We start from the raw sequence: 19,918 nt of genomic DNA on the forward strand, positions 1-19,918 counted from the left end.
GCATCCTGCGTTCCGGCGCAGCGGCATAGCGCCCCGATGGCGGCGTGGTGAGGGCCGTTCGGTTCAGGCCGACCACTCCCCGGGGTGAAAATTGCGTGGCCCCGGGGCCGGGCGTGCGACTAGGCTCCTGCGTTTCGTCCGGTATGAGTTCAACGACGCAGGGGGTCCGGGGATGCGGCTTTATGCGGCGGTCGCGTTCAGCGGATTCCGCCGGTACGCCACCTACCGGGTCGCCACCGCCGCCGGGGTCTTCACGAACACGGTCTTCGGCTTCATCGTCGCGTACACCTATATCGCCCTGTGGAACGCCCGTCCCCACCTGGGCGGTTACGAGCTCGGGCAGGCGCTGGCGTTCGTGTGGATCAGTCAGGCGCTGCTGGCCGCCGCGGCGTTGATGGGCGGGGGTTTCGAGGACGAGCTGCAGGAGCGGATCCGCTCCGGGGACGTGGCCGTGGACCTCTACCGCCCGGCCGACCTGCAGTTGTGGTGGCTGGCCAACGACCTGGGCCGGGCGGGCTTCCAGCTGCTGGGCCGCGGGGTGGTGCCGCTGGCGGTGGGGGCGCTGGCGTTCGAACTCACCCTGCCCGCCGACCCGCTGACGTGGCTGGCCTTCCTGCTCTCGGTGCTGCTCGGCCTGCTGGTGGGCTTCGGGATGCGCTACCTGGTGGGGCTGGCCGCCTTCTGGCTGCTGGACGGGGCCGGGCTGACGGTGCTGAGCAGCCTGCTGGGGACCTTCCTGTCCGGGATGCTGCTGCCCCTGGGCGTCTTCCCGGGCGCGTTCGGCGAGGTGGCACGGCTGCTGCCGTGGTCGGCGCTGCTCCAGGTGCCGGCGGACGTACTGCTCGGCCGGCACCACGGGGCCGGGCTGATACGGGCGTTGGCGTTCCAGGCGGGGTGGGCGGTGGTGGTGCTGGGGCTGGGGCGTGTGGTGCAGGCGGTGGCCACGCGGAAGGTGGTGGTGCAGGGTGGCTGACGTACTCTCCGGTGTCGCGCAGGGGCTGCGGGCCTACGGTCTGATCGTCGCCATGTGGGTGCGCTCGACGATGGCGTACCGGGCGTCGTTCCTGATGATGGCGGCCGGGAACTTCGCGGCGACCGCGCTCGACTTCGTCGCGATCCTCATCATGTTCTCGCACGTGCGCACGCTGGGCGGCTTCTCGCTGCCCGAAGTGGCCTTCCTCTACGGCACGACGAGCACCTCGTTCGGGCTGGCGGACCTGTTTCTCGGCAACATGGACAAGGTGGGCCGCCGGGTGCGCGACGGCACGCTCGACACCCTGCTCGTCCGGCCCGCGCCGGTCCTCGCGCAGGTCGCGGCGGACCGGTTCGCCCTGCGCAGGCTGGGGCGGATCACCCAGGGGGCGCTGCTGCTCGGCTGGTCGCTGGTGCGGCTGGATGTCGACTGGACGCCCGTACGGCTGCTGCTCGTTCCGCTGATGCTGGTGAGCGGGGCGGCGATCTTCGGGGCGGTGTTCGTGGCCGGCGCGGCCTTCCAGTTCAAGGCCAACGACGCGGCCGAGGTGCAGAACGCCTTCACCTACGGCGGTACGACGCTGCTGCAGTACCCGCCCACGCTGTTCGCCACCGACCTGGTGCGGGGCGTCACGTTCGTCGTGCCGATCGCCTTCGTCAACTGGGTGCCCGCACTGCGGGTGCTGGGCCGGGAGAACCCGCTGGGCCTGCCGTCGTGGGCGGACTTCGCCTCGCCGCTGGTGGCGGCGGTGTGCTGTGCCCTGGCGGGGCTGGTGTGGCGGGCGGGACTGCGGAGCTACCGGAGTACGGGGAGTTGAGGGGGAGAGGAGAGAGGATACGGAGATGGCGGAGATGACGGAGACGGACGGATTCATCGAACTCGACCGGGTCGAGAAGGTCTTCGACGTCCGGAGACGCACGGGGCTGCTGCGCCGGGAGCGCCGCCAGGTGCGTGCGGTGGACGGCATCAGCTTCTCCGTGCCGCGCGGCGAGATGGTCGGCTACATCGGCCCGAACGGGGCGGGCAAGTCCACCACCATCAAGATGCTGACGGGCATCCTCACCCCGAGCGGGGGCCGGCTGCGCGTCGCGGGGGTCGATCCGTCCCGCGACCGGACGCGGCTGGCGCGCCGCATCGGCGTGGTCTTCGGGCAGCGCACCACGCTGTGGTGGGACCTGCCGCTGCGGGACTCCTACGGGCTTGTGCGTCGCATGTACCGCATTCCCGACGCCCGTTACCGTGCCAACCTCGAACGCTGTGTCGAGCTGCTCGACCTCGGGGAGCTGCTGGAGGTGCCCGTCCGGCAGCTCTCCCTCGGACAGCGGATGCGCGGCGACATCGCCGCGGCCCTGCTGCACGACCCCGACGTGCTCTACCTCGACGAGCCCACGATCGGCCTGGACGTGATCAGCAAGGCCAAGGTGCGCGAGTTCCTGCGCGAGGTGAATGCCACGCAGGGAACGACCGTTCTGCTCACGACACATGACCTGACCGACATCGAGCAGCTGTGCCGCCGGGTGATGGTCATCGACCACGGCCGGCTGGTCCACGACGGCGACCTGGACGGGCTGCACGCGGTGGGGGAGAGCGAACGGACGCTGGTGATCGACCTGGAGCGGGAGCTTCCGCCCGTCACCGGCATCCCCGGGGCGCGCGTCGTGAGGACCGAAGGCCCGCGCCAGTGGCTGGCGTTCGCGGCCACGCAGAGCGCGGCGCCGCTGGTGGCCGCGGTGGCGGAGCGCTATCCGCTGGTGGACCTCTCGGTTCGGGAGCCGGACATCGAGGATGTCATTGCGCGGATGTACGCGTCCCGTTAGGGGCGCGGGGCTGTTGACATATGCGGCTCCGCCGCGTGGGCACGACAAGCCGTCCACGGCCCGCAGCCGACGCACTGTCCCGGGACGGCATGTCGTCTGCGGGCCGCGTCGTGGCCGCTCGCGCAGTTCCCCGCGCCCCTAACGGGGCCGGGTCAGCGGCGACAGCCACCCCGTCAACGCCCCCGTGTCCACGGCCCCCGCCATGGCCCGGTACCCCGCGTCGTTCGGGTGCAGGTGGTCCCCGCAGTCGTACGCGGCCAGCAGCCGCTGCGGGTTCGCCGGATCCCGCAGGACGACGTCGAAGTCCACGACGCCGTCGAACACCCCGCCCGCCCGCACCGCCGCATTGACCCCCTGTCGTACCCGCTCCTGCTCGGCCCCGACGCTGCCGTGCCCCCCGAAGGGGCTCAGCGTCGAGCCGATCACCCGCAGCCCGCGCACATGTGCCCGGCGCACCAGCTCCCGCAGCCCGTCCACGATCCGTGCGGGGTCGAGCTGCTGCGGCGACCGCAGGATGTCGTTGATGCCGAGCTCGACGACGACCGCGCGCACGCCCGTCCGCGCGAGGACGTCGCGGTCGAACCGGCCGAGCGCACTGGGGTTGTCCACGGCCGAGCCGCCCATGCCGCCGAGCAGGACGCGGTTGCCGCTGATCCCCTCGTTGAGGACGCCGTAGTCGGGCAGTTGCCCGGCGAGGACGTCCGTCCAGCGGTGGTCGGCGCCGAACGTGGCGGTGACGCCGTCGGTGATGGAGTCGCCGAGGGCGACGACCGCGCCGCGCGCGCCGGTGCTCCAGACGTCGAGGGCGGTCACGTAGCGCCAGTACGGCGTCCGTTCGGCGTACGCCGCCCCGCCCGCGTCCTGCGTGTGGTCGCCGGGCGCGAGCCAGGAGGTCTGCCGGGCGTGCGGATGGAACGTCGCGGGGCCGGACGGCGTGCGGGCGTAGGTGCTGACCAGCACGTCGGCGGCGCGTGGCACGTCCAGGCGCACCGGATCGCTGACGACCGCCTGCCCGGCCGGGATCGTCACCTGCTCCCGCCCGCCGAAGGCCAGCCGCCGCAGCGTGCCGGGCGCCGCGGCGGGGGAGCCGGGGGCGGCGGCCAGGGCGAGCGAGGCGTGGCCGATCGTCAGGGGCCGTCTGCCGAAGAGGTTGGAGAGCTGGATGCGAGCGCTGGTGCCGCCGATGCTGGTGTGCACCACGTTGCGGACGGACCGGCCCGCCATGCCCCGCACGTCCGTCGCCGGCTCCGCGCCCGCGGGCGCGGCCGCCCAGCTGCCCACCCAGTGCCCGGCGACGGCCGGTACGGCCGGCACGGCGGAGTGCGAGCGGGCGACGGTGTGCGGACCCGCCTGCGCGCGCGGCACGCCGGCACCGGTGTCGGTGAAGAGGACCGCCGCCACGACGGTCGCCGCGGCCGTCAGGGCGGCGAGGGCGGCAGGGACGGCACCTCGGGGCAGCACCTGCCGGGCGGCCGGGGGCGGCCTGTTCATGAGCGGTGGTTCATGGACGGTGTCTCCTGGGGAGGGTCGCCGCTCCATGATCCCACGGCACCCGGGAACTCCTCGTCCGCTCCCGGAGTCCCCCGGGGTAGGGACAATGCACGTGAGGACAGCCGGAACGGGTGGTGCGGGTGATTCGGACACAGGGTGAGGAGTCGGATGCCGCCGAAGAGGTGATGCCCGCCCGGCCGGGCGGTTTCACCCCCAGCGCGGTGGACGAAGAGAAGAGGCGCGGTGTGCGCCGGATGAAGACCATCGCGACGGGCCTGCTGCTGGCCGTCGCCCTGGTCTACGCCCTCGCGAAGTGGGCCCAGTCCGCGGGCTGGACCGGCTGGCCGGCCTTCGTCGCGGCCGCGGCCGAGGCCGGCATGGTCGGCGCCCTCGCCGACTGGTTCGCCGTCACCGCCCTGTTCCGCCGCCCGATGGGCCTCCCCATCCCGCACACGGCGATCATCCCGACCAAGAAGGACCAGCTCGGCCAGAGCCTGGGCGAATTCGTCGGCGAGAACTTCCTCTCCGGCGACGTCGTCCGCCTCCGCCTGCGCGCCGTCGGCATCGGCTCCCGGCTCGGCGCCTGGCTCGCCGAACCGGCCCATGCGGACCGGGTGACCGACGAACTGGCCACTGCGCTGCGCGGCGCCCTCACCGTCCTGCGGGACTCCGACGTCCAGGCCGTCGTCGGCGAGGCCATCACCCGGCGCGCCGACGCGGCCGAGATCGCGCCGGGCATCGGCGCCATGCTGGAGAAGATCGTCACGGACGGGGGCCACCGGAAGGTGGTGGACCTGGTGTGCGTACGGGCCCACGACTGGCTCGTCGCGCACGGCGACTCCGTGATGGGGGCCGTCACGGGCGGCGCCCCCGGCTGGACGCCGCGCTTCGTCGACCGCAAGGTCGGCGAGCGCGTCTACAAGGAACTGCTGCGCTTCGTCACGGAGATGCGTGACATGCCGGACCACCCGGCGCGGGGCGCCGTGGACCGCTTCCTCTCGGACTTCGCGCAGGACCTCCGGTCGGACCCGGACACCCGGGCCCGCGTCGAGCGCCTGAAGTCCGAGGTGCTGGGCCGGGGCGAGGTCCAGGACATCATCGCCTCCGCGTGGTCGTCGGTCCGCGGCATGATCGTCGCCGCGGCGGAGGACGAGCGCAGCGAACTGCGCCTGCGCGCGCGGGCCGCGATCCTCTCGCTGGGCGCCCGGATGACGGAGGACGCACGGCTGCGCGCGAAGGTGGACGGCTGGCTGGAGGACGCGGCGGTCTACGTCGTGACGACATACCGGGACGAGATCACGCTGCTGATCACGGACACGATCGCGGGCTGGGACGCGGAGCACACGTCCCGCAAGATCGAGGCCCACATCGGACGGGACCTGCAGTTCATCAGGATCAACGGCACGGTGGTGGGGGCACTGGCGGGGCTGCTGATCTACACGGCGTCGCGGCTGGTGGGGGCGTAGCGGTTCCGCCGGGGGCGCCCCCGTCAGGGGAGCGGGGAGCGGGTGCGTCGTGGTTGCTCGCGCAGTTCCCCGCGCCCCTGACGGGGCGCGCCCGACAGGGTGCACCGCCTAGGGTCGACCCGTGCTGAAACGTCCCGCTCTGCTATGGCTGCTGGCCCCCTACGTCCTCTTCCTCGGCGCATTGCCTCTCGTGGACAGGGTCCGGCCGACCATCCTCGGCTTCCCCTTCCTCTTCTCCTGGATCCTCCTGTCCACCGTGTTGACACCGGTGGCCGTGTTCCTCGCCTGGCGGGGCGACCGCAAGCGAGGCCGCGCATGAGCACGAACGCGGCGGTCGCCTCGACGATCTTCGGCGTCTTCATGGTGCTGACCGTGGCCCTCGGCCTCCTCGCCGTCCGCGGGCGCGGCGGCGCCGGCGGGATCGCCGAGTGGTCCGTCGGCGGCCGCAGTCTCGGCACCGTCTTCATCTGGGTCCTGATGGCCGGCGAGAGCTACACCAGCTTCAGCTACCTCGGCGCCGCGGGCTGGGGCTACAACTACGGCGCCCCCGTCCTCTACGTCATCGCGTACATGTCCTGCGGCTACGCGGTCGGTTACCTCGCCGGCCCGACCCTCTGGTCGTACGCGCGCCGCCACGGCCTCGTCAGCATCACCGACATGGTCGCCCACCGCTACGGCCGCCCCTGGCTCGGCACCCTGGTGGCGATCCTGGCGACGGTCTGCCTGCTCCCGTACATCCAGCTGCAGATCACCGGCATGGGCGTCGTCGTCTCGACGATCTCCTACGGTGCCATCAGCCTCAACTGGGCCTATTTCATCGCCTTCGCGGTCACCACCGCCTTCGTCGTGGTCAGCGGACTGCGCGGCAGTGCGTGGGTGTCGGTGCTCAAGGACGTCCTCGTCATCGGCACCCTCGGCTTCCTGGCGATCTACGTCCCCGTGCACTACTTCGACGGCTACGGCCCCTTCCTGCACCGGCTGGTGGCGGAGAAGCCGCAGTGGCTGACCTTCACCGGGCACGGCGGGAGCGGACTGAACGGCACCTGGTTCGTGACGACCAGCTTCCTCAACTCCCTCACCGTCGTCATCTTCCCGACCACCGTGGCGGGTTACCTGGGCGCCCGCAGCGCGGACGCCCTGCGGCGCAACGCGATCCTGCTGCCCTGCTACAACGTGCTGCTGTTCGTGCCGATGCTGCTCGGCATGGCGGCCGTCTTCGTCATCCCGGGCCTCACGGGCGCGGGGTCGAACCTGGCGCTCTTCAAGCTCGTCGTGGACTCGCTGCCCGCGTGGGCGGTCGGGCTGATCGGGGTCGCGGCGGCGCTGTCGTCCATCGTGCCGATGGCGGTGTTCATGCTCGTGATCGGCACGATGTGGGGCCGGAGCGTGCTGGGCGCCGTCCCGGCACTGGCGGACAGTCCGCAACGGCAGCGCCTCGCGGGGCAGGTGGTGGTCGTCGTGTCGGGCGCACTGGCGCTGCTGCTGACGTACACCCGGCCGAACACGCTGGTCCGGCTGTCGCTGATCTCGTACGAGGGCATGGCCCAGCTCGTCCCCATGATCCTGCTGGGCCTGGTGTGGCGGAGGCTGACGCTGTGGGGAGCGCTCAGCGGTCTGGTCGCGGGCGGTGTGCTCGTGTGCTCGCTGGTGTTCACGGAGAACGATCCGGTGCACGGAGTGAATGCGGGGGCACTCGCGCTGGGTGTGAACGTCGTGGTGGCGCTGGCGGTTTCGTGGCTCGGGCCGAAGCCGGCCGACGGCCGACCCGATGAGGACGTGCTGGCCAGGGACCCAGTACCATCTGAGTCAGTCTGACGGAACGTGTGAACGTGTGGTGAGGAGGGGGATCATGGTGAACAGCGCTCTGCGTACGCACCTGAGCCTGCTCCTCCTCCTGTTCGGCGAGCTCCTGCTCGCCCACAGCGGCGGCCTCATGAGCGCCGTCGCCATGGCGGCGACGGCCACGGTCGCCGCCGCCTTCGCCCTGTGCACGCTGATCGTGCACAGCACCGGCCCGCTCACCCCGACGCGCATCCGCACTGCCATGCGCGATCGCGAACTCCGCACTGCCTTCCTGGCCCAGCGCGATCCCGATGCCCGGGGCCGCCGACGGCCCCGGGCACCCGGCCGTCCCCTCCCGACGGCCGCGTAGGTCCCCGCAACTCCGCGGGCCCGAGCGGCTCGTCACGCCGATTTCCCTGAAATCCCGGCACGACGAGACCCGTTGGAGGGCTCTCCCATGCATGTCTTCACCACCCTCGGCTCCTTCCTCTCCCATTTCTCGGACGTCCTCGTTCCGCTTTTCGGCGCCTCCGCGACGGCCGCCGCGATCGTTCTGCTGACCCTCGGCGTACGGCTCTCCCTGCACCCGCTGGCCCGCTCCGCGGCGCGCGGCGAGCGGGCCCGGACCGCGCTCGCACCGCAGGTGCAGAAGCTGCGGAAACGGCACAAGAACGACCCCGAGCGGCTGATGCGCGCGACGAACGAGCTCTATGCCAAGGCGGGCGTCTCCCCGTGGGGCGGCATCCTGCCCCTTCTCGCCCAGCTGCCCGTCTTCTTCGTGATGTACCACCTGTTCTCCACGGGTTCGAGCGGCGAGGGCCACGTCCTGCTCGGCGCACCGCTCACCGGACGCTGGGCGGACGTCCTGGGTCACGGCGGGGTCGCCGGACCTCACGGCCTCGTCTACCTCGGCCTGTTCGCCCTCGTCGGCGCCGTCGCCACCTGGACGTACACCCGCGCCCGCAAGGCGGCGGCCGCGGCGCCGCTCCCCGCGGCGGACGCCTCGGACCCGACGGCGGCCGTGATGGCCAAGGCGGCCAGGGTGGCACCGCTGCTCGCCTTCGGCACCCTCATCACCGTTGCCGTCGTACCGCTCGCCGCGGCGCTGTACGTGGTGACGAGCACGACGTGGACGGCGGCGGAGCGCGCGTTCCTCCAGCGCCTGCGCACCCCGGAGGGTACGGAAGGGGCGATACCCGCCAAGTGAGGCCGATGGAGACCGAAACGGGGCTTGCGGAGACAACCTCCGCTCCTGGACGATTCCTTGACGATCAGGCGGCCGACCTGCCAGGGAGTGAGACCACCGGATGAAGCTGCTGCGCGTCGGACCGGCAGGGGCGGAGCGCCCGGCCCTGCTGGAGGAGGACGGGACGCTGCGCGATCTGTCGGCGCTCGTCCCGGACATCGACGGCCGGCTCCTCGCCGACACGGCGTTGCAGATGCACATCCGGGCGGCCGTGGGGGCCCGGATCCTCCCCGCCGTCGACCCGCGCGGGCTGCGGACCGGGCCGCCCCTCACCAGGATCGGCAAGATCGTCTGTGTGGGCATCAACTACCGTGGCCACACGGACCACAGGGGCAACCGCGTCCCCATCCCGACCGAGCCGGTGCTCTTCCTCAAGGCCCCGGACACCGTCGTCGGCCCCGACGACACCGTCCTCGTGCCGCGCGGCGCGGAGAAGACCGACTGGGAGGCAGAGCTGGCCGTCGTCATCGGACGCACGGCCCGCTACCTGCGCACCGACGAGGAGGCACTGGCCGCGGTCGCCGGGTACGCCGTCTCCCACGACGTCTCCGAGCGCGCGTTCCAGTACGAGCGCGGCGGGCAGTGGGACAAGGGCAAGAGCTGCGAGACCTTCAACCCGCTCGGCCCGTGGCTCGTCACCGCCGACGAGATCCCCGACCCGCAGACGCTCCGCCTCCGCCTGTGGGTCAACGGCACGCCGATGCAGGACGGCAGCACCGCGGACCAGATCTTCCCGGTCGCCCAGGTGGTGCGCTACGTCAGCCAGTTCATGACCCTCCACCCCGGGGACGTGATCAACACGGGCACCCCGCCCGGCGTGGCCATGGGCCGCCCGGCCCCGCAGCCGTATCTGCGGGCGGGGGATGTGGTGGAGCTGGAGATCGAGGGTCTGGGGCGCCAACGGCAGGAGCTCAAGGACGCCCCGTAAGGGGCGCGGGGAACTGCGCGACCAGCCACCGACGGCCTGCAGCCGACGCACGGCCCCGGGACTTCGACCGCGGGCGCGTCGTGGCTGATCGCGCAGTTCCCCGCGCCCCTTACGGGGCGCTAGGGCGTCCTCCCCGCGAGCGCCTCCATCAGGCGCGGAACCCCCTTCTGGACGGCCTGCTCCGTGGCGGAGCCCTCCGCTCCGTCCAGCCCGCCGTTGGTGACGGTGACGGCACTGGACCCGACCCGCACCGCGGCCGTGTCGAGGGTCAGGGTGGCCTTGAGCCCCTGCATCGTGGTGGCGAGCGTCGTCCGGAGACCGATCCGGTCGTCGCCGACGTCCGGCATCTTCGTCGCGACGACCTGCCCGTTCACCTTGTTGCCCGACGGGTCGATGGCCGTGAACGCGTCGCACCCCGCCGGCAGGGTCTTCAGCCAGTCCATGGCCTTGTCGAGGGCGTCCGGCCGGTACGACGCCACCTGGTAGGTCAGCCGGGCGTTCCTGGACGACTCGGTGAAGACCTCGGTGGACTTGGCCGTCGGCCCGGCACCGAAGAGGTCGACCGAGTTCAGCCGGTCGAGGAGCACCTGGCAGTCGGGCTTGTCCGTCTTGCTCCGCAGCAGGGCGTCCTGCGTCCCGGCGCTCGCGCTGCCGGCGCCGGCCTTCCACTGCGCCCCCAGGGCGGAGATGCCGATCAGCGCCGACTTCGCCTGGCTGTCGGTGAGTTGGGTGGTCGGTGACGCGGACTTCGCCGCCGACCCCGACGAGCCGCCGCCACCCGAGCAGGCCGTCGCCGTCACCACCATCAGCACGACCGCGGCCGGCGGCGCGGCCGCGCGACGAGGCGGCCTGGGCGTCGTCCGGTCCATCGCGGTCCTCCTGCGGTGCGGTACGGGTGCACGATGCTGCTCCGAGGTGATCACCCGCCAGATGCCCCCGCCACTGCGCCGGAGCCGTCCGAGTGAGCGGCGTTCGGGGGACCCGGGGCGTGTGTTCCGGGGTTCCGTCAACCCTTATGCGCATATTTTCGGAATATGCGCGAGAGGCGGCACAGACGGCACCAGCACCCGCATCCCCATCGGAAGAGCCCGCGGCACCCCGCCGCGACCGTCCTGGCGGCAGGCATCGTGACCGGCGGCGCCCTGCTGCTCAGCGCGGTCGGCGTGCCCGGCGTCGCGGAACCGCTGCCCGCCGGGCTGGGCCCCTGCATGTCGGGCTCCTGCCCCGGCGTGTTCCCCGAGCCCGCCGCGGGACCCGCACGCGGCCGGGACAACGCGGTCAACGTCTTCGTCGGTGGCGACTTCCACGTGCGCCGCGCGGCGGCCGAGGCCGAGGGCAACGTCGTCGTCCTCGGCTCCTTCGACGTCGCCGAGCGCGAGGGCGCCTCCCAGGCCTACCAGGTCGGCGCCGCCTCCCTCGGCTCCCACGTCCCCCCGGACAACGGCTCCGCCTTCCTCCGCGTGGGCGGCGACGTCCGCGTGGCCGGGGGCCGCAAGCTGCTCGCGGAGGACGGGACGGTCAACGGGACGGTCGCCTACGCCGGCACCCGGACGGGCACGGTCAGCCCGCGCGCCGTGCACGACGCCACCGCCGTCGACCGCTACCGGCACCTGCGCGACGTCCTCACCGCGGCGAGCTCCTGCTACGCCTACGACAAGGGCGTGCCGCGCAGGCCCACGGGTGCGGCCGTCAACTACGGCCAGTTCACGGTCTTCACGGGCGACGGCACCTCGCCGCTCCAGGTCTTCGACGTGGACTTCGACCTCGTCGCCCCCGACGGCGGCGCCCAGGCGGTGGAGTTCCGCAACGTCCCGCAGGACGCGACCGTCCTGGTCAACTTCACGGGCGACTCGCGCATGGTGAGCCCGTCGGAGACGGGCGTCACGGGCGCACGACGGGAACGGCTCCTCTGGAACTTCCCGGACGCGAGCGAGGTCCGCCTCACGGGCAGCGGCAACCTCCACGGCTCGGTCCTGGTCGGCCGCCCGGCCAGCACCACGGTGGTGACCCTGAACGCCCTCAACGGACGCCTGTTCACGGCGGGTTCGCTGAGCCATGAGTCCGGCGTCAGCGGCGGCCAGGGCATCCACGCCTACCCCTTCGACGGCGAACTCCCGAACTGCGAAGCCGCCGGCACGCTCGCGGCGGGGGCGCCGCGGGGGGACTCCTCGATCCGGCCGGCGGCGTCACCGTCCGTGGCGGCCGAGAGTGAACTCGCCCACGGCGGCCCTCCGATGGGGATGAGCATGGCCATCGGCGGTACATGCGTGGCGGCAGGGGCGGCACTGGCGCTGTACGTGCTGTACCGGTCGCGGTTCTCGGCACGGAGGGGGCGCTGAAGCCGGGGTGGGGCTGCGCCCCGTCAGGGGCGCGGGGAACTGCGCGAGCAACCACGACGCGCCCGCAGTTGAGGCTCTCGGGGCTTCGCCCCCGGACCCCTGGGGTGGTGCGTCGACTGCAGGCCGTCGGTGGCTGGTCGCGCAGTTCCCCGCGCCCCTTACGGGGCACGGTTGCCGTGCCATGTACGACTTCCTGCGCGAGCAGAACCGGCGGGGCCGGCAGCCGTGGAGCGTGTGACTCCGGTGTCAGAAACCCTCGTTTTGAGGCGGCTGGAGTGAGGGTTTCTGCCATCGGAGTGCGACGGCGCCCCGTAAGGGGCGCGGGGAACTGCGCGATCGGCCACCGACGGCCCGCGCACCGGATACGCCACTAGAAGGAGCGCAATGAAGAGGTACGGATCCATCGTGGCGGCGCTGGCGAGCGCCGCGGTACTGACGGCTGCGCAGACGACGTTCGCGGCGACCACGCAGGTGCCGATTGTCAACTACGCTTACTCGCCCGCTACGTTGAAGGTCAGTCGTGGCACCACGGTCACCTGGACCAATCAGGATTCGGCTCCGCACACGGTCACCAGCAGCGTGTCCGGCCCGCTCGACTCGCCCATGCTCGACCAGAACGACACCTTCAGCTTCACCTTCAGCAATGCCGGTACGTTCAGCTACTACTGCGCGGTTCACCCGTCCATGAAGGGCACAGTTGTGGTGAGCTGATCGCGCCTGACGGCGCCTACGAAGGTGGCCCAGGCGGGGGGTTGGAAGGCGAGGGCGCCGCGGGGGCGGGACTTGCTGTCGCCTACGGCGACTTGGGCGTCGGGGGTGGGTTGGGCCTCCAGGCACTCGCCCTGCCCGTCTAGGCTGTATGACGACTTCCACCACGCGTCGCTGGGCAGGTCGTGGCGTATCACGTGTGTACCTCACTCGTGTTCAAATCTGTGGGCGATCGAAGCGATCAACTCCACGGACCGCTCGGCCGAGAGTGCCGATTCGTGCAGCCGATCCAGCGCCCTGTGGTACCTCGCAACGATCTCATCGTCCTCCAGACACCGGGTGCCGTCGAGGGATTCGAGCGTCACGACATCCAAGTTCAGGGGAGCCGGGTGGGAGAAGATGAGGAAGGGGCCACCCGTAGGGATCAACGTCGTCTGCGTGTAGGGGATGACCTGAATCGTCACCGCTGGCATTAGGCTCATGTCGACCAGATGGCGCAGCTGCCCTGCCATCGTCGCGGGCCCGCCGACGTATTGGTGCAGTACACCTTCCGTCAAGACGCACAGGTAATTTGGTGGGCTCTCACGGCGGAAGATGGATTGGCGTCCCATTCGCAGATTGAGGTAGAACTCGATTGCGTCCTGCGGTAGTGGTTCTGATCCGCTGAGGACGGCGGCTGCGTAGGCTCGGGTCTGTAGCAGTCCGGGCACTAGTTCCATCTGAAAGGTGGAGATTGCGGCTGCGCTGGACTCCAGCGCAAGAACTTCCTTGAAGCTCGCCGACAAGGGTTCGCCAGGCTGGCGCCACCAGCTCCTGGTCCGCTCTTCGGACGCCAGCGCGATCAGACGCTCGCGTGTCCGGCCGTCCCGGACCCGGTAGAGGGTCATCAGCACGTCCAGTTCGAGCCGCGTGACGCGGTGGCACCCGGTCTCGATCCGGCTGATCTTGCTGCTGCCCCCGTGGATGGCCTCCGCCGCCTCCGTAGCGGTGACCCCCGCCGCCTCCCTGAGCTGCCTGAGGGCAGTGCCCAGCCGACGGCGCCGGGCCGTGCGATGTGCCTGCTGTCCCACGCTGACCTCCCCCTGGCGTCCGTGCTGGCAAATCTTGCCGAATCTCTGCAGCAAGCAGCCACCCGCAAAAGGCAGTTCTGCAATTTGCAGCTCTGCAATTTGAAGTTTGAAATACGCCCCGCACCCGTGCATCGTGGAACCGTCGCGCACACCCGCAGGGCGGAAGGTGTCAGTGAATGGCGTACAGAAACGGGGCGTTCGTGGTAGACGCCCGAGAAAATCGCATCGCGCAAGTCGTCGGGGTCACCGGAGACCGCGTACAGGTCCAGCGCCCCGGAGGCGGCCTGACGTGGGAAGTCCCGCTCTCCGCCCTCCGGTTGGCGACCCGCGACGAACGCGCCGCAGCCGGGCTGCGCCCGTACCGTACGGGGTGTGAGGAATGCGCGGCCCTGGAAAGCGCAAGGCGTACGGCAACCGGTACCGAAGAAGCCGGAAAGGCGAGTGCCGCCGCATACGGGCACTGGATCGTGGCACACTCTGCGGAAGGGAGGAACTAATGGTCCACTGTCAGCACGATTCGGCCTGGCAGCATGCCAACGGCCTGTCGCAGTGCACCCGTTGCGGGGCGCACCGCTTCACGGATTACGGGGCCCTGCGCCCCGAAGGGCTGCCGCAGCCGTTGCAGACGCGCAGGCAGCTGCTCGCGGAGCGGGACAAGGCGGCAGCGTTCATCATCGCCAAGGGTCACTACCGCGTGAGCCATTGGGGTTTCTCGAAGGCGTTCACGTGATCCGGGCCGTCCCGCCGTCCAGGTCGATGCCGGTCTTCTTGGGGGCGCCGTCGAGCTCGTCGTCCCGCAGGACGAGCATGACCCGCCGCTGTTCCAACTGAACCCGCTTGCTGGGGTAGAGCAGGGCGTGCAACTCCTCGGTGGCTGTTGCACCGACGCCCCGGGTGCCGAACCTCTTGCGCGGCCGGAGGGCCTTCCGTAGGGCGGCCAGCAGGAACAGCGGTATCACGATGAGGAGCGTGAGGAACGGCCCTGTCAGTAGGCTCACCATGCGCCGGGAACGAACAGCAGGAGCTGTGTGTTCCATGAGAACAGACCGCTGATCGAAGGAGCATGCACATGCTGTTCGGTGACGAGCACGTCAGGCGATACGTCGAGACCGATGGGGCCGAGGGCCACGACTGGCAGGGCTCCACGGTGCTGATCCTCACCACGACCGGCCGCAAGAGCGGTGCGCAGCGCAACAATCCGCTGATCTACCAGCCGTACGGCGACGCGCTGCTCCTCGTGGCCTCCAACGGCGGCTCTGCCACGCCGCCTGCCTGGTACCTCAACCTGGAGGCGAACCCCGAGGTGCAGGTCCAGGTGAAGGGCGACCGTTTCACGGCTCGCGCGCGTACGGCGAACGCCGACGAGAAGCCGGACATGTGGCGGACGATGGCCGCCACATGGCCCGCGTACGACGACTACCAGCGCAAGACGGACCGGGAGATCCCGGTGGTGGTGCTGGAGCGCGTCTGAGTGACCGGCGGGTGCTCCGGTCGTCCGGAGCACCCGATCAGTTCCCGGTCAACGGCCCTGCCGAACCGACGACGACCGTCGCGTCCAGCTCGTCACAGTTGACTACCTGCGCCGTCAGCCCACCCCGCACAACGATGTCGACCGTCCGCCCAGCCTGTCGCTCGCTCGTCTCGATGAGCAAGTGACCGCCCGGCGCGAGCCAGTCCAACGCCCCGGCGGCAACTCGCCGCTGCACGCTCAGTCCGTCCGAACCGCCGTCCAGGGCCACCAGCGCCTCGTACTCCCGTGCCTCGGGCGGCAGCAGCCCGATCGCCTCCGTCGGCACGTACGGTGCGTTGGCGACCAGCACGTCGACACGCCCGCGCAGGGCGGCCGGCAGGGGCTCGTACAGGTCGCCCTCGTAGACCCGGCCGCCCACCGCAGCAACGTTCCGCCGCGCGCAGCGTACCGCCGCCGGGTCGATGTCGGCGGCGTGCAGTTCGACGCCGCCCAACGTCGCCCCGACTGCGCCCGTACCGCAGCACAGGTCGAGGACGACGGAGCCCGGACGCGTCAGTGCTGCCGCCTGTTCCGCGAGGAATTCGGTGCGGCGGCGGGGGACGAAGACGCCGGGGTCGACGGCTATGCGCAGGCCGCGGAACTCGGCCCAGCCGAGGACGTGTTCCAGGGGGAATCCGGTGACACGCTGCTCGACCATCGTGTCGAGCTCGTCGGGCGTGCGGGCGGTGTCGAGAAGGAGTCGCGCCTCGTCCTCGGCGAAGACACAGCCGGCGGCGCGGAGAGTGGTGACAAGGGAAACCGACATGGGAGAGGAAAAGCCTTTCGGGAAACCGAAGGACGCTCTCCCGGTCCACCTATGCCAAGGGAACCGTGCGGTGGTGGGGTGAGAGCATCCCGCCTGCTACTGCGGTAATGGGTCTCACCTCCTTGGTTGTTCACATACTGAAGGCCGCATCATGCACCCGGGCGGGGCCGATCGTCAAGATCGGCCCCGCCCGTCCGGACAGGCCCTAGCGGCCCAAGAACCGCTCCAGCCCCTCCACCACCAGCGCGTGGTCCGCCTCCTGCGCCAAGCCGGACACGGCAACGGCGCCGATCACCCCCGTACCGCGCAGCCGCAGCGGGAACGCTCCGCCGTGGGCGGCGTAGCGGCGGGGGTCGAGGCGCGAGGCCGTCTCGAACGTGCGGCCCTTGGCGCGGAAGCGGGCGCCGACCAGGAGCGAGGACTCCTCGTAGTGCAGCACCACGCGGCTCTTGCGGTCGATCCAGCCGTCGTTGTCCGCCGTGGTGCCCGGCAATGCGCGGTGGAACAGGCGCTGGTTGACCCGGCGGATGCCGATCGTGACCGCTGCGCCCTGCTCCTGCGCGAGTTCCGTCAGGGTCAGGCCGAGCCGCCACGCGTCGTCGTTGTCGAAGCGGTCGAGGACCAGGCGGGTCTCGTCCTCCTCCAGTTGTGTGATCAACTCGCCCACTGCGACGCTCACTTCGTACCGTCCTCAAGCTTCACGGCGCAGCCTTCCTCCGCCGACTTCCGTGCGGCCTCCAGCACCCGCAGCGCGGCCGCCGCCTCCCGTGCCGTGACGGGCGGTTCGGCGCCGGTGCGCAGGGCGTTCTCGATGGCCGCGTAGTAGGCGGGGTAGTCGCCCGGCAGGGTGGGCACCGGTTCGCCGCCGCCCGTCAGCGGTGATTCGCCCGCGCCGAGGCGGCCCCACGACGTCTCGGGCTCCCGGCCCCAGCCGGGGCCCGGCCGCAGGCCCTCGCGCAGGGCCGCCTCCTGGGGGTCGAGCCCGTACTTCACGTAGCCCGCCGCGCTGCCCAGCACCCGGAACCGCGGGCCGAGTTGGGCCGTGGTGGCGCTCATCCACAGGTGGGAGCGGACGCCGTTGCGGTGCGTCAGGGCGATGAAGGTGTCGTCGTCCGCCTCGGCGCCCGGCCGCCGGACGTCCGACTCGGCGTAGACGGCCGCGGCCGGGCCGAAGAGGGCGAGCGCCTGGTCGACGAGGTGGCTGCCCAGGTCGTAGAGGATGCCGCCGATCTCGGCGGGGTCGCCGGACTCGCGCCAGCCGCCCTTGGGCTGCGGGCGCCAGCGCTCGAAGCGGGACTCGAAGCGCTGCACGCGGCCGAGCGCGCCGTCGGCGAGGAGGCCGGCGACGGTGCGGAAGTCGTTGTCCCAGCGGCGGTTCTGGAACGGGCTGAGCAGCAGCCCGCGCCGGTCGGCCAGTTCGGCGAGCGCCTCCGCCTCGGCGGCGGTGGCGGCGAGCGGCTTGTCGACGACGACGGGCAGGCCGGCCTCCAGCGCGGTGTGCGCGAGCGGGACGTGCGTGCGGTTGGGGGAGGCGATGACGACGAGGTCGAGCTCGCCGGCCCGCGCGAACAGTTCGTCGGCCGTCGCGACGGTGCGCACCTGGGGGTGCTCGGACCGGGCCTGGGCCTGGCGCTCCTCGTTGGCCGTGACGACCGTGTCGAGGACGAGTCCCCCGGTGGCCGCGATCAGCGGGGCGTGGAAGACGGAGCCTGCGAGGCCGTAGCCGATGAGGCCGACGCGGTACGGGTTCGGGGTGACCATGCCCTCCACTTTGGCAACGCTGTTGCAGAAGTGCAAGCGGGGCGATCACAATGGTGGTGTGCACAGGATCACCACCCCCGTCGGCGCCAACCTCGCCGCCCTCCGCGATCACAACACCGCCCTCGTCCTCGGCCTCCTGCGCGAGGCGGGCGGGCGCGGTGCCAGCCGCGCGGAGCTGGCCGGGCGCACGGGCCTGACACCGCAGGCCGTCAGCAAGATCACCGCCCGGCTGCGGGACGGCGGGCTGGCCGCCGAGGCGGGCCGCCGGGCCTCCACGGGCGGCAAGCCCGCGACCGCCATCCGCCTGGTCCCGGGCGCCGCCCACGCCGTCGGCCTGCACCTCGACCGCGACGAGATGCACGCGACCCTCGCCGACCTCACCGGCACGCCCGTCGCCGCCCGCACCGCCCCGCTCGCCTTCGGCGCGGGCGCGGAGGCGGTGCTCGCCACCGTGCAGGGCGAGGTCGCGGCCCTGCTGGCGGAGGCCTCTCCGGTCACGCTCCTCGGCGTCGGCGTCGCCGCACCCGGCCCCCTCGACCACCCGGGCGGCATCCTGCACCGCGTCACCGGCCACCCCCGGTGGGACGGCTTCCCGCTGCGCGACGCGCTCGCCGAGCGGCTCGGCCTCGGCGTCCCCGTCGTCCTCGACAAGGACACCAACGCCGCCGCCCTCGGCCTCGCCCGCACCCGCGCCGCCGACTCCTTCGCCTACCTCCACCTCGGCACCGGCCTCGGCGCCGGCCTCGTCCTCGGCCGCGGCGTGCACCGCGGCGCGCGCACGGGCGCGGGGGAGTTCGGGCACCAGGTGCTCCAGCTCGACGGGCCGCCGTGCCCCTGCGGCAGCCGCGGCTGCATCGAGGCCCTGTGCCTGGCCGCCGTCGCCGCGGGCGACACCGCCCGCGCCGCCCGCCTGCTCGGCGTCGGCGCCGCCAACCTCGTGCGCCTGCTGGACATCGACCTCGTCCTGCTCGGCGGCCGTACCGTGCTCGCGGACCCGGAGGCGTACACGGCCGGGGTGCGGGACGCCCTCGGCGCCGTGACCGGCACCGCGGTCCCGGTGGCCGTCGCGCCCGGCGGCGGGCACACCGTGGTCGACGGCGCGGCCGAGCTCGCCCTCGCCCCGCTCTTCCGCACAACGGGTGGCGTCTGACGGCCGGTCGGCCGTACGCGCCCGTACCGCGCGGCGCCCGGTGGGATGTACGTACGCGCACGTCCCCGCCGTCCCCCAGCGCGAAGGTCCCTTGAGTCATGTCCCTGCCCCGTACCCTCGGCGCCGCCGCGCTCGTCCTGGCCGCCGCCCTCGGGCCGGCCGTGGTGCCGCAGGAGCCGGCCGCCGCGAGCCCCCAGCCGCACTGCGGCGACCCCGCCGGCAAGGACTTCCCCATCACCTCGCGCCTGAGCGGCGGCCCGGACGCGTACGAGCGCGGGGGTGCCCAGCAGACCTGGGAGCTGGAGCTGCGCAACACCACCGACGGGGAGTGCCGCGCCGTCCACCCCGTGGCGGTGCTGTCCGACAAGGGACGGGCGCTGCAGCCCGGCCACATCCGGCTCGACTTCTACGACCCCGGCGGCGCGCGGTGGCGGCCGGTGCAGTTCGAGCGCACCGACGAGGCCGAGAACGTCGGCGTGCTCGACGGGCAGGAGCCCGACTTCCCCGGCTTCGCCGTGCCCGCCCGCCGGGCGGTCACCGTGCGGATGCGGCTGGGGTTCACGGGGGACGCCCCCGAGGGGCCGGTCACGGCCAATGTCACCGCTGTGCAGCGGCGCGGGGGAGACGGGGCGTGGGTGGGGCAGTCCGGCGACTACGCGTTCGCGGTGGAGGGCGGGGACGGGGGGTCGGACGGGCTGGCCGACACCGGGGGCGATCCTCTGCGGGGGATCGCGGCGGGTGCGGGTGGTGCGTTTGCCGCCGGGGCGGCGCTGATGCTGGGTGCGCGGCGCCGGGGCGCCCCGTAAGGGGCGCGGGGAACTGCGCGACCAGCCCCCACCGGCCTGCAGTCGACGCACTACCCCGGGGGTCCGGGGCGCAGCCCCGAGAACCTCGACTGCGGGCGCGTCGTG

23 protein-coding genes are annotated in these 19,918 nt (G+C 72.1%); 15 read left to right on the forward strand and 8 right to left on the reverse strand.

Annotated features, from left to right (window positions below):
• Nucleotides 1-172 precede the first annotated feature (172 nt).
• From ACWD4B_RS14780 to ACWD4B_RS14790, 3 genes are read left to right on the forward strand one after another with little or no spacing between them, the layout of a single operon-like run.
• Entirely contained in the window at nt 173-973 is an 801-nt protein-coding gene (locus tag ACWD4B_RS14780) for an ABC transporter permease (RefSeq protein WP_451421077.1), read from the forward strand.
• A 52-nt stretch (nt 974-1,025) separates the two neighbouring features.
• Entirely contained in the window at nt 1,026-1,790 is a 765-nt protein-coding gene (locus ACWD4B_RS14785; protein WP_451421098.1) for an ABC transporter permease, read from the forward strand.
• A 34-nt stretch (nt 1,791-1,824) separates the two neighbouring features.
• Nucleotides 1,825-2,790 carry an ABC transporter ATP-binding protein gene (locus tag ACWD4B_RS14790; protein ID WP_451421099.1) on the forward strand — a complete coding sequence of 322 codons (966 nt, stop codon included), beginning with the start codon at nt 1,825-1,827 and terminating at the stop codon, nt 2,788-2,790.
• Between the two features lie 138 nt (nt 2,791-2,928).
• Here ACWD4B_RS14790 and ACWD4B_RS14795 read toward each other — a convergent pair whose 3' ends face one another.
• On the reverse strand, nt 2,929-4,281 hold the full coding sequence (locus ACWD4B_RS14795) for an SGNH/GDSL hydrolase family protein (RefSeq protein WP_451421078.1): 1,353 nt from the start codon (nt 4,279-4,281) through the stop codon (nt 2,929-2,931).
• A 185-nt stretch (nt 4,282-4,466) separates the two neighbouring features.
• Between ACWD4B_RS14795 and ACWD4B_RS14800 the strand changes: the two genes are divergently transcribed.
• The 6 genes from ACWD4B_RS14800 to ACWD4B_RS14825 all read left to right on the forward strand — a co-directional run bounded on the left by ACWD4B_RS14800 (nt 4,467) and on the right by ACWD4B_RS14825 (nt 9,703).
• Complete coding sequence (locus ACWD4B_RS14800) at nt 4,467-5,747, forward strand: DUF445 domain-containing protein (protein WP_451421100.1); 1,281 nt, start codon at nt 4,467-4,469, stop codon at nt 5,745-5,747.
• 121 nt (nt 5,748-5,868) lie between these two features.
• Nucleotides 5,869-6,066 carry a DUF3311 domain-containing protein gene (locus tag ACWD4B_RS14805; RefSeq protein ID WP_451421079.1) on the forward strand — a complete coding sequence of 66 codons (198 nt, stop codon included), beginning with the start codon at nt 5,869-5,871 and terminating at the stop codon, nt 6,064-6,066.
• A complete protein-coding gene (locus ACWD4B_RS14810) occupies nt 6,063-7,562 on the forward strand; it encodes a sodium:solute symporter family protein (RefSeq protein ID WP_451421080.1) in 1,500 nt (499 codons plus the stop codon). The genes ACWD4B_RS14805 and ACWD4B_RS14810 overlap by 4 nt, the downstream gene beginning before the upstream one ends.
• Nucleotides 7,563-7,596: 34 nt before the next feature.
• The gene (locus ACWD4B_RS14815) at nt 7,597-7,899 is read left to right on the forward strand and encodes a DUF6412 domain-containing protein (RefSeq protein ID WP_451421081.1); all 303 of its coding nucleotides are present in this window, start codon (nt 7,597-7,599) and stop codon (nt 7,897-7,899) included.
• An 87-nt stretch (nt 7,900-7,986) separates the two neighbouring features.
• Nucleotides 7,987-8,736, forward strand: coding sequence for a YidC/Oxa1 family membrane protein insertase (locus ACWD4B_RS14820; RefSeq protein ID WP_451421082.1), 750 nt, complete (start codon nt 7,987-7,989; stop codon nt 8,734-8,736).
• A gap of 100 nt (nt 8,737-8,836) precedes the next feature.
• Nucleotides 8,837-9,703 carry a fumarylacetoacetate hydrolase family protein gene (locus ACWD4B_RS14825; protein ID WP_451421083.1) on the forward strand — a complete coding sequence of 289 codons (867 nt, stop codon included), beginning with the start codon at nt 8,837-8,839 and terminating at the stop codon, nt 9,701-9,703.
• Nucleotides 9,704-9,822: 119 nt separating this feature from the next.
• Here ACWD4B_RS14825 and ACWD4B_RS14830 read toward each other — a convergent pair whose 3' ends face one another.
• Entirely contained in the window at nt 9,823-10,572 is a 750-nt protein-coding gene (locus ACWD4B_RS14830) for a hypothetical protein (RefSeq protein ID WP_451421084.1), read from the reverse strand.
• A gap of 165 nt (nt 10,573-10,737) precedes the next feature.
• On the opposite strand from ACWD4B_RS14830, the gene ACWD4B_RS14835 reads away from it, so the two are divergent.
• Together ACWD4B_RS14835 and ACWD4B_RS14840 are read left to right on the forward strand one after the other, a co-directional pair.
• Nucleotides 10,738-12,042, forward strand: a complete 1,305-nt coding sequence (locus ACWD4B_RS14835; RefSeq protein WP_451421085.1) for a choice-of-anchor A family protein — start codon at nt 10,738-10,740, stop codon at nt 12,040-12,042.
• Between the two features lie 405 nt (nt 12,043-12,447).
• On the forward strand, nt 12,448-12,753 hold the full coding sequence (locus ACWD4B_RS14840) for a cupredoxin domain-containing protein (protein ID WP_451421086.1): 306 nt from the start codon (nt 12,448-12,450) through the stop codon (nt 12,751-12,753).
• On the opposite strand, the gene ACWD4B_RS14845 is transcribed toward ACWD4B_RS14840, so the two are convergent.
• Both ACWD4B_RS14845 and ACWD4B_RS14850 read right to left on the reverse strand, forming a co-directional pair.
• On the reverse strand, nt 12,717-12,947 hold the full coding sequence (locus tag ACWD4B_RS14845; protein ID WP_451421087.1) for a DUF397 domain-containing protein: 231 nt from the start codon (nt 12,945-12,947) through the stop codon (nt 12,717-12,719). The genes ACWD4B_RS14840 and ACWD4B_RS14845 overlap by 37 nt on opposite strands.
• A gap of 9 nt (nt 12,948-12,956) precedes the next feature.
• Nucleotides 12,957-13,970 (reverse strand): helix-turn-helix domain-containing protein, encoded by a 1,014-nt coding sequence (locus ACWD4B_RS14850; RefSeq protein WP_451421088.1) that lies wholly within the window; start codon nt 13,968-13,970, stop codon nt 12,957-12,959.
• Nucleotides 13,971-14,316: 346 nt separating this feature from the next.
• Between ACWD4B_RS14850 and ACWD4B_RS14855 the strand changes: the two genes are divergently transcribed.
• Nucleotides 14,317-14,550 carry a DUF6255 family natural product biosynthesis protein gene (locus tag ACWD4B_RS14855; RefSeq protein ID WP_451421089.1) on the forward strand — a complete coding sequence of 78 codons (234 nt, stop codon included), beginning with the start codon at nt 14,317-14,319 and terminating at the stop codon, nt 14,548-14,550.
• Here ACWD4B_RS14855 and ACWD4B_RS14860 read toward each other — a convergent pair.
• Nucleotides 14,543-14,779 (reverse strand): DUF6191 domain-containing protein, encoded by a 237-nt coding sequence (locus ACWD4B_RS14860; protein WP_451421090.1) that lies wholly within the window; start codon nt 14,777-14,779, stop codon nt 14,543-14,545. The genes ACWD4B_RS14855 and ACWD4B_RS14860 overlap by 8 nt on opposite strands.
• A 110-nt stretch (nt 14,780-14,889) precedes the next feature.
• Between ACWD4B_RS14860 and ACWD4B_RS14865 the strand changes: the two genes are divergently transcribed.
• Entirely contained in the window at nt 14,890-15,291 is a 402-nt protein-coding gene (locus tag ACWD4B_RS14865; protein ID WP_451421091.1) for a nitroreductase family deazaflavin-dependent oxidoreductase, read from the forward strand.
• Nucleotides 15,292-15,328: 37 nt separating this feature from the next.
• Here ACWD4B_RS14865 and ACWD4B_RS14870 read toward each other — a convergent pair whose 3' ends face one another.
• The 3 genes from ACWD4B_RS14870 to ACWD4B_RS14880 all read right to left on the reverse strand — a co-directional run bounded on the left by ACWD4B_RS14870 (nt 15,329) and on the right by ACWD4B_RS14880 (nt 17,857).
• Nucleotides 15,329-16,096, reverse strand: coding sequence for a putative protein N(5)-glutamine methyltransferase (locus tag ACWD4B_RS14870; RefSeq protein ID WP_451421092.1), 768 nt, complete (start codon nt 16,094-16,096; stop codon nt 15,329-15,331).
• Between the two features lie 205 nt (nt 16,097-16,301).
• On the reverse strand, nt 16,302-16,775 hold the full coding sequence (locus ACWD4B_RS14875; protein WP_451421093.1) for a heme-degrading domain-containing protein: 474 nt from the start codon (nt 16,773-16,775) through the stop codon (nt 16,302-16,304).
• Nucleotides 16,772-17,857 carry a Gfo/Idh/MocA family oxidoreductase gene (locus ACWD4B_RS14880; RefSeq protein ID WP_451421094.1) on the reverse strand — a complete coding sequence of 362 codons (1,086 nt, stop codon included), beginning with the start codon at nt 17,855-17,857 and terminating at the stop codon, nt 16,772-16,774. Before ACWD4B_RS14880 ends, ACWD4B_RS14875 begins: the two co-directional genes overlap by 4 nt.
• 58 nt (nt 17,858-17,915) lie before the next feature.
• On the opposite strand from ACWD4B_RS14880, the gene ACWD4B_RS14885 reads away from it, so the two are divergent.
• Complete coding sequence (locus ACWD4B_RS14885; RefSeq protein ID WP_451421095.1) at nt 17,916-19,007, forward strand: ROK family protein; 1,092 nt, start codon at nt 17,916-17,918, stop codon at nt 19,005-19,007.
• A 98-nt stretch (nt 19,008-19,105) separates the two neighbouring features.
• Complete coding sequence (locus ACWD4B_RS14890) at nt 19,106-19,813, forward strand: hypothetical protein (protein WP_451421096.1); 708 nt, start codon at nt 19,106-19,108, stop codon at nt 19,811-19,813.
• The last annotated feature ends 105 nt before the right edge of the window (nt 19,814-19,918 follow it).

It is taken from the genome of Streptomyces sp. NPDC002536, assembly GCF_053594995.1.

Bases quoted from the DNA above. Each gene is read 5' to 3' on its own strand.
- ACWD4B_RS14865 (WP_451421091.1), top strand. From the start codon at position 14,890: ATGCTGTTCGGTGACGAGCACGTCAGGCGATACGTCGAGACCGATGGG.
- ACWD4B_RS14780 (WP_451421077.1), top strand. From the start codon at position 173: ATGCGGCTTTATGCGGCGGTCGCGTTCAGCGGATTCCGCCGGTACGCC.
- ACWD4B_RS14790 (WP_451421099.1), top strand. From the start codon at position 1,825: ATGACGGAGACGGACGGATTCATCGAACTCGACCGGGTCGAGAAGGTC.
- ACWD4B_RS14870 (WP_451421092.1), bottom strand. From the start codon at position 16,096: ATGTCGGTTTCCCTTGTCACCACTCTCCGCGCCGCCGGCTGTGTCTTC.
- ACWD4B_RS14855 (WP_451421089.1), top strand. From the start codon at position 14,317: ATGGTCCACTGTCAGCACGATTCGGCCTGGCAGCATGCCAACGGCCTG.
- ACWD4B_RS14835 (WP_451421085.1), top strand. From the start codon at position 10,738: ATGCGCGAGAGGCGGCACAGACGGCACCAGCACCCGCATCCCCATCGG.
- ACWD4B_RS14815 (WP_451421081.1), top strand. From the start codon at position 7,597: ATGGTGAACAGCGCTCTGCGTACGCACCTGAGCCTGCTCCTCCTCCTG.
- ACWD4B_RS14825 (WP_451421083.1), top strand. From the start codon at position 8,837: ATGAAGCTGCTGCGCGTCGGACCGGCAGGGGCGGAGCGCCCGGCCCTG.
- ACWD4B_RS14830 (WP_451421084.1), bottom strand. From the start codon at position 10,572: ATGGACCGGACGACGCCCAGGCCGCCTCGTCGCGCGGCCGCGCCGCCG.
- ACWD4B_RS14820 (WP_451421082.1), top strand. From the start codon at position 7,987: ATGCATGTCTTCACCACCCTCGGCTCCTTCCTCTCCCATTTCTCGGAC.
- ACWD4B_RS14795 (WP_451421078.1), bottom strand. From the start codon at position 4,281: ATGAACAGGCCGCCCCCGGCCGCCCGGCAGGTGCTGCCCCGAGGTGCC.
- ACWD4B_RS14810 (WP_451421080.1), top strand. From the start codon at position 6,063: ATGAGCACGAACGCGGCGGTCGCCTCGACGATCTTCGGCGTCTTCATG.
- ACWD4B_RS14800 (WP_451421100.1), top strand. From the start codon at position 4,467: ATGCCCGCCCGGCCGGGCGGTTTCACCCCCAGCGCGGTGGACGAAGAG.
- ACWD4B_RS14890 (WP_451421096.1), top strand. From the start codon at position 19,106: ATGTCCCTGCCCCGTACCCTCGGCGCCGCCGCGCTCGTCCTGGCCGCC.
- ACWD4B_RS14880 (WP_451421094.1), bottom strand. From the start codon at position 17,857: ATGGTCACCCCGAACCCGTACCGCGTCGGCCTCATCGGCTACGGCCTC.
- ACWD4B_RS14785 (WP_451421098.1), top strand. From the start codon at position 1,026: ATGTGGGTGCGCTCGACGATGGCGTACCGGGCGTCGTTCCTGATGATG.